This is a genomic window from Paraburkholderia hospita, assembly GCF_002902965.1.
In the GTDB taxonomy this organism is placed as follows: Bacteria; Pseudomonadota; Gammaproteobacteria; order Burkholderiales; family Burkholderiaceae; genus Paraburkholderia; species Paraburkholderia hospita.
This window is the reverse complement of sequence record NZ_CP026105.1, coordinates 1,839,759-1,853,453: the sequence shown is the minus strand read 5'-3', so window position 1 is coordinate 1,853,453 and position 13,695 is coordinate 1,839,759. Positions and strand designations below refer to the sequence as shown.

Sequence of the window (13,695 nt, the reverse complement as noted above, 5' to 3'; positions counted from 1 at the left end):
CGTTCTCAGGCGGCGCGCGCGAGCGGCAGCGTCGGAGAGACAGAGTCGTGACGCACGCCGTCGCGCAGGCAGAACAGCGGCGACAGCATGCGGTCGGTGATGACCTGCGTGCCTTCGTTGTCCTCCAGTATCCAGCGGCCGCGACGGTCGTCGAGTACGCTGATGTCCGCGCCCCGCCCCACTTGCAGCGAGCCGATCTGGTTTTCCATGCCGACCATCTTCGCGGCGTTGCAGGTCGCCATCGCGACAATGTGTTGCAGCGGCAGGCCGAGCGCGAGCATGCTGGTCATCGCGCTCACGAGGCTGAACTGCGTGCGGCCGAGGAACGAATGCTCCTCGTCGGGATGGCTGTCGGGCGTGCCGGCGGGCGCGGGCACGTGTGTGTTGTAGCCGTGCATGTCCGCACCGAGCGTGTCGGGCACGACGCCCGCATCGAGCACGATGCGCGCCGTCTTGAAGCTGAAATGCGAGCCGTGGCCGACGTCGATCTTCAGGCCGCGCGCGACCGCTTCATGCACGAGAGGATGCAGTTGCCCGTTCTCCTCGACGAAGCCGCCCGGATGCCGGCTGAACGGATGCGCCAGGATATCGCCTGGCTTGAGCGTCTCGACCACCTGATTGAAGATGGAATCTGGCCGCACCGGCAGACTGCCGCTTTCGGGCTTCGGCCACAATTGGCCGAAGTGGATATACAGCGGCAGTTCCGCGCCACGGCCAATCTTCGCGGCGATCTTCATCACGTCGAGACCCCAGCGCGCGAAGCCGCCAATTTCAGCGTGCGCCTTGATGCCCTTGACGAGATCGGCATTCGCGCGGATGGACTTGATGGTTGCGTCGGCATCGAGGCAATCGGGGCGATACAGGTCCGGATAATAGTGCCCTTCGAGGCCGCCGACGAGATAGGCGGAAATGAAGGCGAGCACGCGCGTGGCCGAGCGCTCCGCGACGTAATGCCGGAAGCCCGGAATCGTGATGCAGCTCGGTCCGCCCTGATCCACGATCGTCGTCACGCCCGACTGCACGCCGCACTGATCCGCATTCAGGCCGAAGCGGCCCGTGACGTACTGAAAGATGTGGCCGTGCGTATCGATGAGACCGGGCAGCACCAGCTTGCCTCTGCAGTCGATCAGTTCCGCCTGGGGCGCCTGACTCGCGGCGTCGGAGCCGATCGCGGCGATGACGCCGTTGTCCACCAGAACGTCGAGCGTGGCGTCGATCTTCTGGGCGGGGTCGATGACGCGCCCCCCTTTGAGCAGAACTTGTGACATGTACGGTGCGATAGCCGAGTTGGAAGATGCGTGGTGTACCGCAAATTGTGTGCCGGTTCTTCCGCGCTGCTTCGTCAGTCGTGTTTTTCTTTTTGAATCATAGGTTTAGCGATACACCATCACACCAGATGCGTGCCGTACCACGGATTTTTTCAAACACCCTCGCACCAAATCGGACGATGTATACCCGCACGCGCACCAAGCCCATGCGCGACGCCTTTTTATGGTGATTCAGTGGTGTACCCCGCATTTGCGATTGGCCGCGATTCTGACCTAGAATGCGTATTGGAGCATTAGTAGCTCGTCCATTTCCCAAGAGTCGTTTCCATGCGAACCACTGTCACCGATCACACCGACATTCAAAGCGTCCGTGCGGAGCTCGCCGAGCGGCAGGCGCGCTCGCCGCTGTTCTCGCGGCCGGGCTTTCTGATCCGCCGCATGCATCAGATCCACACCTTCCTGTTCGCCCAGGAAACGGGCGAGTTCAACATCACGCCGGTGCAATACAGTCTGCTGACCACACTAGAATCGCTCGGCGAGATGGATCAGAACACGCTCGCGATTGAAGTCGGACTGGAGCGCTCCAGCGTCGCGGAGGTTATTCCGCGTCTCAACGAACGCGGACTCGTACGCCGCACGCAGGCAGAGCACGACAAGCGCTTGCGGCTGGTGAAACTCACCCCCGCCGGCAAGCGCCTGATCAGGAAGATGGCGAGCGCCGTGCAGCGCGCGCACGATCGCACCATCGAGCATCTTTCGCCCATTGAGCGCGATGTCTTCATGCTGCAGATGATCCGGCTGGTGGAAGCCAATAACTCGGAAGGCCCTGTGCCGTTCCGGCTACCCGACAGCCAGTTGCTTGCACAGGACGAGAGTTCGGTCGACGCGACCTGAGCCCACAGGTCAAAAGCCCACGGGTAACAGACCGGCGCATCGGAATTGCACCGCAGCCCAGCCGGCTATATCGACGAATCTATGCGTCCATAGACACCCGTCGTCGCCGTCGGACCTGCCCAACGCCCCGATAGGAAACGCACAGCGCTAATTTCAAAATGCAATGCACCCCACAGCGCAAAGCACTTGCGCTGTGTCGGTACAATTGTCAATAGCCGCCCGAGCTACCACCGCTGCTGCTGGTGCTGGACATACCCATACCACCTTCCGACGCGCAGCCCGTCACCAACGACGAAAGTGCGAGCGTGAAGACAACGAATACAGCGGAAATAATCCTGGATCTGTTCATTCTGAGCTCCATAAGTGTGGCATTCCTCGTGGCGACAACCGAACGGCTTACTAACTACGGTGCCCGCCCAGTCGGCAGACTAGCCCGATGGCTATATTGCAACCGAACAGTGCGGCACTTTCAGCACCGTCACCAGACATAACGCCCGCGAGCATCGGTTTATTCCAAGCCTCGGGTTTACGGTTGTGGTGCAATTCGGATGCGTCGGCCTGTTACGCTCGAGTTTTTGACGAGCACGAGCCAATGCGTAAGCTGAAAGACATTGACGGAAGTTCAACGGGCGCCACTTTGATTGCGAAGTTATCGTCCTTTGCGTGCGCTGGCACCTGCGTTACAAGCTCAGCTTTCGGGACCTCGCTGAAATGATGGCCGAGCGCGGTCTGTCGCTGGCGCACACGACGATCATCCGCTGGGTCAAGCGCTTCACGCCGGAAAGAGATTGCACGACTCGATGCGAGCAACGCATGATTCCTGGCGTCATGGCCAGCTCTCAGGTTCTAGTCTTATGTTCTTGCCGGGTCCGGGACACTGTGATCCCGGGTACGTAGACCGATTATTTCAGCCGCATCCGGCGACCACAAGAAGGCACCTGACAGTGTCATGGTTACCTCGTGGAAACAAATTGCCGCGATGAGCCTTCCGCTCATGAGCGCGCGCACAAAACCCGCGACTTTGCGGTGCTGTCTGGACTGCGGCTGAACTAGCGGGACTCGGGGCGCCCGGGCCCGGCTCTCATGTTCAATGCGCGACTGCGCACGAAAGTGCCTCAGACGTTCGTATGCAAGCGACAGCACGCCGCCCGGGGCACGATGCAGATGCCGGTCATAGATAGTCACCATCGTCGCCAACGAAGCGAAACCGACTTGATCGAGGTGCCATTCTCCGGTTCGGTGGCCACACTCTACACACGTGCCGATCGCAGCCTCCGCCGCGCATATCTGCGCTTGCGTTACTTTGTCAAAGCGTAGATCCGCGATGAGGACGACAAGAACCATCACGTCCGCCAGAAGGTGGACGCCATGCAGATTCCCTTGCCCTCGGCGCAACAGATCGAGCGTGAGGTGAATCCGCAATGCTGTGGCGTTGGCGTCGGCGCGCGGGAGTGGAAGTAACATTGCCTTGGCGTGCCGTGCCTGGGCCACCTGGGCTGCGCGAGCGAAAGAGCTGACTGGCCTGGTCATACACCTGCTGGTACCAAACATAAGAAAAGAAGGTCAAGGACGATCGCTCCACCGATCATGCAATGCTCTCCCTCAAGAATCCGCCCTGCCGATATGGAAACCGAACCAACACCGATAACGGCAACCGCGCACAGATATGAACGAGGATTATTTCAACTACTTCTGGAAAGTACTAGAAGGTACTTGACGGTTCCATGCTTTCCGCGCGGAAACAAATTGAAGTGACAGCGCTTTGCATCTGAAACGCCCGGTAGACATGTGAATCCACCTCACCATTTCGTCCTGGCAATTCCTGACGGATCGACTATTAACGCAATAAGGATGAAAGAAACAAGCGGCTAATCTGAAAGGCCATTAATAACTGGTAATAAAAGCTCTTTCGGACGGAAAACGCACTCTGCCTTTCATAGCACCTTCTATCACCGTCTCCTTAAGCCCTTGTTTCCGTTTAGGAAGATGCAGAATCGATCACACCACGTCACGCAAACCAGTTGTTCAAGCATCTGGTTCGCGGTCCCAACTTCATAAATCCCGCCAGCAGAATTCTGGTCCTTTGTGTACATTCCGGCTTTGTTCGTCCGTAGACGTCTAGCGACAGAGGATGCGTCGTAATGCGCCTTGCTGAACGGCTCAGCGCCCTGCACCACCAAGCCGCACGGACGAACGCTATCGAAGCATAGTGCGACGTTTGCCTTGAGCAGTGCGGGCGAGCGCAGCCCGCTTTTCCCAGTAAACTTGCTCTGCAGGAAATCCACATGCTCGGCCTGGTACGTATCGCCCTTCGACGGCCATACACCTTTGTCGTGCTGGCAATCGTTATCTTCATCGTCGGACCGCTGTCCGCGATAAAGACGCCAACCGACATCTTTCCCGACATCCGCATTCCCGTCATCAGCGTCGTGTGGCAATACACGGGGCTGCCGCCGGACCAGATGTCCGGCCGGATCACGTCGCCCTTCGAGCGCACGATCACGACCACTGTCAACGACGTCGAACATATCGAGGCCGAGTCGGTGGCCGGATTCGGCATCATCAAGATCTTCTTTCAACCCGGCGTGAACATCGCGACCGCGAATGCGCAGGTGACGGCAGTCGCCCAGACGCAGTTGCGACAGCTGCCACCGGGCACGACGCCACCGCTCATCCTGAACTACAACGCGTCGACGGTGCCGATCATCCAGCTCGCGCTGTCGGGCAAAGGGCTCAGCGAACAGAACCTGGGCGACCTCGGCCTGAACCAGTTGCGGCCGCAACTCGTGACGGTCGCGGGCGCGGCCATTCCCTACCCGTTCGGCGGCAAGACGCGGCAGGTTCAGATCGATGTCGATCCGTCGAAGCTCGAGGCTCGAGGCCTCTCCGCACAGGACGTCGCAAATGCACTCGCAACGCAAAATCTGATCACGCCCGTCGGCACCGCGAAGATGGGCGATCACGAGTACACCCTGCAACTGAACGACGCACCTGCCGCAATCCGCGAGCTGGGCGACCTGCCCATTAAGGCGGTGAATGGCACGACAGTCTATGTTCGCGATGTCGCGAACGTGCGTGACGGCAGTCCGCCGCAGACCAACATCGTGCACGTGAACGGCCACCGCTCGGTGCTGATGACGGTGCTGAAGAACGGCTCCGTGTCGACGCTCGGGATCATCGCCGGCATCAAGCAGCACCTCGCCGATGCGCGCGCCGCGCTGCCGGACAATCTGCAGGTCGAGCCGATCGGCGACCAGTCGCTGTTCGTGCGCGCGGCAATCAGCGGCGTTGCGCGCGAAGCGGTGATCGCTGCGGTACTGACCAGTCTGATGATCCTGCTGTTCCTCGGCAGCTGGCGCTCGACGGTCATCATCGCGACGTCGATTCCGCTCGCGATTCTCGGCTCCATCACGACGCTGTCGGCGCTAGGCGAAACGCTGAACATCATGACGCTAGGCGGCCTCGCACTTGCGGTCGGCATTCTCGTCGATGACGCAACCGTGACGATCGAGAACATCAACTGGCACCTCGAACACGGCAAACCTGTCGAGACCGCCATTCTCGATGGTGCCGCGCAGATCGTCACGCCAGCATTCGTTTCATTGCTGTGCATCTGCATCGTGTTCGTGCCGATGTTCTTCCTGAACGGTGTGGCGCGTTTTCTGTTCGTGCCGATGGCCGAGGCGGTGATCTTCGCGATGGTGTCGTCGTTCATTCTGTCGCGCACGCTGGTCCCAACCATGGCCAACTTCCTGCTCAAACCGCACGCCATTGCGCACGATGCACATGAAAGCCGCCCGCCCGGCCCGCTTGCGCGTTTCCAGAAGGGCTTCGAGGCGCGCTTCGAAAAGGTGCGCGAGAGTTATCGCGGTCTGCTCGAACTGGCGCTCGCACATCGCCGAATGTTCATCGGCTGTTTTCTTGGCTTTGTGTTGCTCTCGTTTTCGCTGGTGCCGTTTCTTGGCCGCAACTTCTTTCCGGCCGTCGACGCCGGGCAGATCCTGCTGCACGTGCGCGCCCCGATCGGCGAGCGCGTGGAAAAGACGTCGGAGATCATGGCTGCCGTCGAAGGGGCAGTGCGTCAGATCGTGCCGCCCGCGGAGCTTGGCACGGTGGTCGATAACATCGGCTTGCCGGTTAGCGGCATCAACACCGCTTACAACAACACGGGCATCATCGGCTCTCAGGACGGTGACATTCAGATCGAGTTGAATGAAGGTCACAGGCCGACGGCCGAATATGTACGCGAAATGCGAGAGCGGCTACCGCGCGAGTTTCCGGGCGTGACGTTTTCATTTCCCCCCGCAGACATCATCAGCCAGATCCTGAACTTCGGGTCGCCGGCTCCCATCGATCTGCAAGTGCGCGGCAATAACCTCGCGGGCAATTTCGAATACACAAACCGTTTGCTGCGCGACATTCGCCGCGTGCCCGGTGTCGTCGACGCACGCATCGAGCAGTCGCAAGCCAACCCGACCTTCAACGTCAACGTCGACCGCACACGCGCGCAACTGCTCGGCATCACCGAGCGGGACGTGACGAACAGCATGGTTGTGAACCTCGCAGGTTCAAGCCAGGTCGCGCCGACTTTCTGGCTCAACAATGCGAACGGCGTGTCGTATCCGATCGTGATGCAGACGCCTCAATACAGCCTCGATACGCTGTCGTCGCTGCAGAATCTGCCGATCACCTCTTCGACCTCTGCGGGCAACGACCCGCAGATTCTCGGCGGCCTCGCGACGTTCGACCGCACGAACAGCAACTCGATCGTGAGCCAGTACAACATCCAGCCGATGGTCGAAATCTTCGCGACTACCCAGGACCGCGATCTCGGCGCAGTCGCATCCGATATCCAGAAGGTTGTCGCAAGTCACGCGAAGTCGCTGCCGAAAGGCTCGTCGGTGGCGCTGCTGGGCCAGGTGCAAACGATGAACAGCGCCTTCACAGGCATGCTGTTTGGCCTGATAGGCGCCGTGGCGCTGATCTATCTGCTGATCGTCGTAAACTTCCAGTCGTGGGCCGATCCGTTCGTGATCGTGTCGGCACTGCCGGCGGCGCTCGCCGGCATCGTATGGATGCTGTTCGTGACGCATACGACGCTATCGGTGCCTGCGCTCACGGGGGCGATCATGTGCATGGGCGTCGCAACCGCAAACTCCATTCTTGTCGTGAGCTTTTGCCGCGAGCGATTCGCCGTGCACGGCGATCCCTTCAAGGCCGCGCTCGAGGCGGGCTTCACGCGTTTTCGGCCGGTGCTGATGACCGCGCTGTCGATGATCATCGGCATGGCGCCGATGGCACTTGCGCTCGGCGAAGGCGGCGAACAGAACGCACCACTTGGCCGCGCGGTAATCGGTGGCCTCATCTTCGCGACGACGGCGTCGCTCTTTTTCGTGCCTGTCGTTTTCTGCATCATCCACGCGCGCCGCGGGCGCGCGGCTACCCCGGCATCGTCTGCCCCGGGAGGTACTGCTCATGTCATCTGAACCGATTGAACCCGTTCGCCAGTCCGCTTATGAGCCCAGCGCCGCGCGGACGCGGACGCCCCGGCGGCTGGCGGGCGCGAGTGTCGCCGGCGTCGCGATCGTGGTCGTCGCGGTCGTCTCGGGCCTCGTGCTGCGGACCACAGATTCGCGCAAACTGAAGACCTGGACCGACTCACAGGCCGTGCCCACCGTGAACGTGATCGCGCCCGTACGCGATGCGAGCGGCCCCGTGCTCACGCTGCCGTCCGAACTGCAGGCTTATTCGCGCGCGCCGATCTTCGCGCGCGTCAGCGGCTATCTGAAAGCGTGGAACGTCGATATCGGCGCGCACGTCAAGGCGGGCCAGCCGCTCGCCGAGATCGAAACGCCTGAGCTCGACCAGCAGCTCGCGCAGGCAAAGGCTGATCTCGACAGCGCCAAGGCCAATGCGGATCTGGCGGCGACGACGGCCAGGCGCTGGCAGTCGATGCTCGGCACGGATGCCGTCGCCCAGCAGGACGTCGACCAGCGCACGGGCGATTACGCCGCCAAGAAAGCGATCGTCGCCGCCGCACAGGCCAACGTCGAGCGCCTCATCGCTACGAAAGGCTTTGCCCGGATCGTCGCGCCGTTCGACGGCGTCGTCACGGCACGCGACACCGACGTTGGCGCGCTGATCAACGCCGGCAGCGCAGGCGCTGGTCAGGAACTGTTTGCCGTGTCCAACGTCACGCAGTTGCGTGTCTACGTGCAGGTGCCGCAGAACTATGTGCCGTTGATCCACGAAGGCACGACCGCCACGCTCACCGTGCCGGCCTACCCGGACCAGCAGTTCGCTGCGCGGGTGATCGCCTCGGCGGATGCCGTCAACGCGAACTCGGGCTCGACGCTGGTACAACTGCTCGTCGACAACAAAGAAGGCAAACTGCTGCCAGGCGGTTTCGCGAGCCTGCAGTTCAGGTTGCCCGTCGAAGCGAATGCGCTGCGCGTACCGGCAAGCGCACTGGTGTTCGACAGCCACGGGCTGCGCGTCGCCACACTGGACACAGGCGGCCATGTGATGTTCAAAAGCGTGACGATTGCGCGCGACCTCGGCGATGCCGTCGAGATCGGCTCGGGTCTCAAGCCGACCGATCGGGTGATCGATACGCCGCCCGACGGGCTCGCGAACGGCGACGCCGTCGAAGTCGCGACTGGCGGCAAGAAGGTAAGCGCCCATGGTTAAAACTGCAATCCACAAGCGTGCGCGCAGCCTGCCGTGGGCTTTGCCCACCTTGCTTGCCGGGACGACGCTCGTCGCCGGCTGCTCGCTCGCGCCCGACTACAAGGTGCCGCCCTCGCCCGTTGCCGGGCAATACCGGACGATGGGCCCGTGGGTCGACGCGAAACCGTCCGACCAGTTGAACCGCGACGGCTGGTGGAAGATGTACGGCGACACGCAGCTCGACGACCTCGAAGAGCGGCTCATCGCGAACAACACCGATCTGCGCGCTGCGTTCGCGCACTATCAGCAGGCGCAGGCGTTCGTCGAGCAGGTGAGCGCGGGTCTCTTCCCGAGCGTCGCAGCAGTCGCCGTTCCGCAACGCAACCGGCAATCGGCCACGCGGCCGCTGCGCGCTGGCGGCCCGGACTACTACAACTCGGTGACGCTCGGCGGCGAGATCAACTATGACCTCGATCTGTGGGGCCGCGTGCGCGATTCCGTCAAAGCGGGCAAAGACGAGGCACAGGCTTCGAAGGCTGATCTCGCATCGGTGCAACTGAGCCTTCAGGTCGAACTTGCCGACAGCTATGCCAGATTGCGCGGCCTCGATCAACAGACGCAACTGCTGCGCGAGTCGGTGGTTGAGTTCGCGAAGGCGCTCCAACTGACCCAAACGCTCCATAGTGGCGGGATCGTCGCGGGTCTCGACGTGTCGCGCGCGCAGACACAGTTGTCGTCGGCGCAATCGATGCTTTCGCAAAACCTGGCGCAACGCGCGCTGCTCGAACATGCGATCGCCGTGCTGGTCGGCGCGTCGGCATCCGAGTTCACCTTGCCTGAAGAAACCGCGTCGATCCCCTTGCCTGTGATCCCCGTCGGCGTGCCTTCCGCGCTGCTGCAACGGCGGCCGGACATCGCAGCCGCAGAGCGCCGCGTCGCCGAGGCGAACGAGAAGATCGGCGTCGCGCGCGCCGCGTACTTTCCGTCCATTACGCTCAGTGCGCAAGGCGGTCTGCAAAGCGCCGCCTATGCGGGGCTCTTCAGTGCGCCCAACCTCTTCTGGACGGTCGGCCCTCAGCTCGTCCAATATGTGTTCGACGGCGGCTTGCGTCGCGGGCAACTCGACGCGGCAAAAGCCTCAATGGACGAGGCGGGCGCACTCTATCGCGGCATCGTGCTGTCCGCTTTCCAGCAGGTTGAAGACAACCTGACGCTGCTATCGGATCTCGGCACTGCCCTCGGCCAGCAACGCGATGCCGCGCAGGCCGCGCAGCATTCGGTCGATCTCGCGCTGACGCAATATCGGCAAGGTGCGATCGGCTATCTCGACGTGGTGACTGCGCAAACCGCGGCGCTCGACGCGCAGCGCGCCTTGATCGACATCCAGACCCGTCAGCTGAGTGCGAACGTGCAACTGATCCACGCGGTCGGCGGAGGATGGTCGGACGACGCGCTTGCGCAAACCGACACGGCGCCCGCACTCGCTGCAGCGCCGTCGCCGGGCAGGTAGGCCGCCGACGCGAACATGCTGCTCACCGTGCGTTGATCGGCCTGAACTCATACGCCGTCGTGCCTGACGCTGCTGCTGCCGCAGGTGGTCAGCACAGGCGCATCGCGCGCGAACCCGTAGCCGGGCGCGGTGATCGCGTCTGCGCCAAAGATGGTTCGAGTTGGGTGGTGAAAGAGCAAGGTCGACGTTGAGGGCTTGAGCGTCGAATGATCGCCACACCCACTGCACGGACGACGACGTGAACACCTGAACATCACAAATCGGACACGACATTGAGCTCAGCCTCCTGGACTTGAGCAAGAGAATGACGAAGGTCTAACGCGATCAGCAAGTCTTTCACGCTGCCCGGGAAAATGCCTTCACCAGCGCGTCGTCGTTGAAATCGTAGTGCGGGTTGTGAAGCGGCGCGCTCGCGGTAGCACCATCGACACCCATCCCGATATACGCAGCGGGTTTCACGCGTGCCATAAACGCAAAGTCTTCCGATGCCATCGACGGCTTGCAACCCGATCTCACGGCATCGTCGCCAACGGTATTGCGTGCCGCCGCAAGCGCCACCTGAGTCGCGCTGTCCGCATAATTCAGAGGCCGCACCCACGCTGAGCGCGGTCCATGGAACGACAAGCGCCATTGCCTCCGGCACGCGCGGCGATTATTTCAGCCATGTGTGGTGATTCACAAGAAGGCACTTGCCGGTTTGATACTTTCTGCAAGGATACAAATTGCAGCGATGGGGCATCTAGCCTATGAGACGCCCAAAAGAATTTGCTGAGATTGCGCGCGTCGCTATGCGCCATCAGTCTTGATCAATTTCAGCAAAGGCAATATGCCCCCTTTCGTCATTCAATGTCCACGCATTCAGCGAATGGATACATGGACACGTGATCACCTGTGGCGTCAGTTAGTCATGGCACTCGAGTCGGTTGCATCTTGCGGCGCCGACGCGACGGCATTGTTCGAACCGTGCTCGTGCCGGAGCGCATAGAGCGCCTTGTTGCGTGCGATCGTTTCGGGACTGGGCGGATAGTCGTGCTTGTCTACTGGCACTATTCCATCTACTTCAGCCTGGATTAGTTGCGCACGTACTTCCGCTCGCGTGAGACCTGATTGCGTTGTTTGCGCGAAAGCATTGGCACCCGTTATAAGGCAAAGACCCGTGAATGCGACTGCCTGGATGAGTTTCATTGCATCCTTCCATAGAGAACCGAAAAGGCGTGATGGTGTCCACGCAATCTATTCTCTTCGAAGGATCTGTCTCGCCCCTGACGGGGGTGTCTGAATTTTTGTGTGCAAGGCAGATAAAAGCCTGCCATCTGGCAGGCTCATCAATTGCATTCTACAAATGATTCCTGGTGAAGCGATCCTCGTAGAGGATCGCGAACTGGTTCATCGCGGCTTTCCAGTCATGCGCAGCACGGCTCCAGTCAGCCGTGATATTGCGCAAGGCCAGCCATAGCAGTTTGGTCGCGGCCTCGTCCGTCGGGAAGTGTCCACGCGTCTTGACGATCTTGCGTAGCCGGGCATTGACGCTTTCGATGGCATTGGTCGTGTAGATCACCTTGCGAACCGCTGGCGGAAACGCGAAGAAGGGGATCACGCGATCCCAGGCCCGACGCCAGGCGGCCACCACCGTCGGGAATTTCTGGCCCCACTCACCCTGTTCGAACGCGTCCAGTTCGGCCTGGGCAGCTTCAGCGCCCGTTGCCGAATAGATCGGCTTGAGGGCAGCAGCCAGCCCCCGCCGGTCTTTCCAGCTCGCGTAGTCCAGCGAGTTGCGGATCAGGTGCACGATGCACGTCTGGAGCGTGGTGGCCGGAAACACCGCGCCCAGTGCTTCAGGCATGCCCTTCAGTCCATCGGTGACCGCGATCAGGATGTCCTGCACGCCACGCACCTTCAGGTCGCTGAATACCTTCATCCAGAACTTCGCGCCTTCCGTGTTCTCGATCCACAGCCCCAGGATGTCCCGTGTGCCGTCCGGCAGGATGCCCAGCGCCAGATAGATCGCCTTGTTGCGCACCATCCCTTCCTCGCGGATCTTGACGCGTAGCGCGTCAAAGAACACTACCGGGTACATCGGCTCGAGCGGGCGCGCCTGCCAGATACTCACCTCGTCCATCACGGCATCGGTCACCGAACTGATGAATTCCGGCGACACATCGGTACCGTACTGCTCAGCCAGAAACCCCTGGATCTCGCGCACCGTCATGCCACGGGCGTACATCGCGATGATCTTGTCGTCAAAGCCGGTGAAACGTCGCTCGTGCTTCGGAATCAGGATCGGGGCAAAGCTGCCGTCGCGGTCACGAGGGATCGCCAGGCGTAGCGGGCCGTCGTCGGTCAGCACCGTCTTGCCGCTCTTGCCGTTGCGCTGGTTGGTCGCGTCTTCGGGCCGCTCGGCACCCGCCGGATAACCCAGATGGTGTCCAAGTTCGGCACCCAGCGCCCGCTCGATCAGCGCCTTCTTGAACGCGGCTGAAGCGGCGTGCACCGCTTCGGCGGTCATGGGTCCCTTCACGAACTGATCGATCAGTTCCTTCGGAATGGACGGTAACGCTGTCTGCGCTTCGGTAGTCGTCTTGGGTTTGCGTGGCATACATGCTCCTTGAGGTACATGCTATGCCCTGAACACAAAATCTATGACAGACCCCCCCTGACCGGCTGACTACGCTTTTGTTATTTTTATCGGACGTCGTTCAGGCCGCGCTCAATCTGCGATGACGCGCGCTAGTGGCTCCGTTCCGCAACTCGGCTTTTCCCGAGAGTCGAATCGGTGTCGCGCCGTGTCCATTTCCGCCATATGCGCTTCTACCCAGTCCCAGATGCCGCAAACCTTGTCGAGCAACGAGCGTCCGAGCGGCGTTAGCCGATAGTCGACGCGCGGCGGTATCACAGGATGAACGTGACGCGACACCAGCCCGTCGCGCTCCAACTGGCGTAGCGTTTTAGTCAGCATCTTCTGGCTGACATTGCCGATATGGTCGCGCAACCGCGAAAAACGCATCACGCCGTGCGTGCCAAGCGCGTCGATCACGAGGATCGTCCACTTATCTGCAATCTGCTCGATGATGTTGCGGGCCAACTCATCCGTTTTTGTCTGAACATCGTCATGGGCGACATGTCCGTCAAAGTCATTTATTTCCATGGGGAAGTATAGGAACCAGAAGGCGCCTTCATGTGAGTAATCGAGCCCGCACGCGACGCAAGCGCATCCTGTTCATTGAAGATCAGAAGCAAGCGCTACGACAGTGCGCTTGCTCCTGGTCGCCCTTTCCGGCGCAGCGCCGCCGCGACCGGGCCCCGTCAAGGTCAACTCGGTACATCATAGGCGATGCGCTAACCAAAGACGGCAAG

The 13,695-nt window shown here is 61.1% G+C and carries 10 protein-coding genes and 1 pseudogene; 5 read left to right on the top strand and 6 right to left on the bottom strand.

Going from position 1 to position 13,695, the window contains the following annotated elements; translation table 11 throughout:
• Nucleotides 1-5 precede the first annotated feature (5 nt).
• Nucleotides 6-1,268, bottom strand: coding sequence for an amidohydrolase/deacetylase family metallohydrolase (locus tag C2L64_RS08315; protein ID WP_090838678.1), 1,263 nt, complete (start codon nucleotides 1,266-1,268; stop codon nucleotides 6-8).
• Nucleotides 1,269-1,595: 327 nt separating this feature from the next.
• Between C2L64_RS08315 and C2L64_RS08310 the strand changes: the two genes are divergently transcribed.
• Nucleotides 1,596-2,162: a MarR family winged helix-turn-helix transcriptional regulator gene (locus C2L64_RS08310; RefSeq protein ID WP_007577288.1), complete on the top strand. Its 567-nt coding sequence runs from the start codon at nucleotides 1,596-1,598 to the stop codon at nucleotides 2,160-2,162.
• 208 nt (nucleotides 2,163-2,370) lie between these two features.
• On the opposite strand, the gene C2L64_RS54075 is transcribed toward C2L64_RS08310, so the two are convergent.
• Complete coding sequence (locus C2L64_RS54075) at nucleotides 2,371-2,511, bottom strand: hypothetical protein (RefSeq protein WP_165489452.1); 141 nt, start codon at nucleotides 2,509-2,511, stop codon at nucleotides 2,371-2,373.
• A gap of 243 nt (nucleotides 2,512-2,754) precedes the next feature.
• Between C2L64_RS54075 and C2L64_RS54745 the strand changes: the two are divergent.
• The 4 genes and pseudogenes from C2L64_RS54745 to C2L64_RS08280 all read left to right on the top strand — a co-directional run.
• Nucleotides 2,755-2,951: pseudogene (locus tag C2L64_RS54745) on the top strand (IS6 family transposase); the annotation flags it as partial.
• A 1,496-nt stretch (nucleotides 2,952-4,447) separates the two neighbouring features.
• The gene (locus C2L64_RS08290; RefSeq protein WP_090838680.1) at nucleotides 4,448-7,648 is read left to right on the top strand and encodes an efflux RND transporter permease subunit; all 3,201 of its coding nucleotides are present in this window, start codon (nucleotides 4,448-4,450) and stop codon (nucleotides 7,646-7,648) included.
• The gene (locus C2L64_RS08285; RefSeq protein ID WP_090838682.1) at nucleotides 7,638-8,852 is read left to right on the top strand and encodes an efflux RND transporter periplasmic adaptor subunit; all 1,215 of its coding nucleotides are present in this window, start codon (nucleotides 7,638-7,640) and stop codon (nucleotides 8,850-8,852) included. The genes C2L64_RS08290 and C2L64_RS08285 overlap by 11 nt, the downstream gene beginning before the upstream one ends.
• Entirely contained in the window at nucleotides 8,845-10,341 is a 1,497-nt protein-coding gene (locus C2L64_RS08280) for an efflux transporter outer membrane subunit (protein ID WP_090838684.1), read from the top strand. Before C2L64_RS08285 ends, C2L64_RS08280 begins: the two co-directional genes overlap by 8 nt.
• Nucleotides 10,342-10,677: 336 nt before the next feature.
• On the opposite strand, the gene C2L64_RS08275 is transcribed toward C2L64_RS08280, so the two are convergent.
• The 4 genes from C2L64_RS08275 to C2L64_RS08260 all read right to left on the bottom strand — a co-directional run bounded on the left by C2L64_RS08275 (nucleotide 10,678) and on the right by C2L64_RS08260 (nucleotide 13,423).
• Complete coding sequence (locus C2L64_RS08275; RefSeq protein WP_244212219.1) at nucleotides 10,678-10,965, bottom strand: M20/M25/M40 family metallo-hydrolase; 288 nt, start codon at nucleotides 10,963-10,965, stop codon at nucleotides 10,678-10,680.
• A gap of 273 nt (nucleotides 10,966-11,238) precedes the next feature.
• Nucleotides 11,239-11,526 carry a DUF4148 domain-containing protein gene (locus C2L64_RS08270; RefSeq protein ID WP_007731260.1) on the bottom strand — a complete coding sequence of 96 codons (288 nt, stop codon included), beginning with the start codon at nucleotides 11,524-11,526 and terminating at the stop codon, nucleotides 11,239-11,241.
• 151 nt (nucleotides 11,527-11,677) lie between these two features.
• Nucleotides 11,678-12,937 (bottom strand): IS256 family transposase, encoded by a 1,260-nt coding sequence (locus C2L64_RS08265; RefSeq protein WP_079489082.1) that lies wholly within the window; start codon nucleotides 12,935-12,937, stop codon nucleotides 11,678-11,680.
• Nucleotides 12,938-13,048: 111 nt separating this feature from the next.
• Entirely contained in the window at nucleotides 13,049-13,423 is a 375-nt protein-coding gene (locus tag C2L64_RS08260; protein WP_242681879.1) for a winged helix-turn-helix transcriptional regulator, read from the bottom strand.
• Nucleotides 13,424-13,695 lie beyond the last annotated feature (272 nt).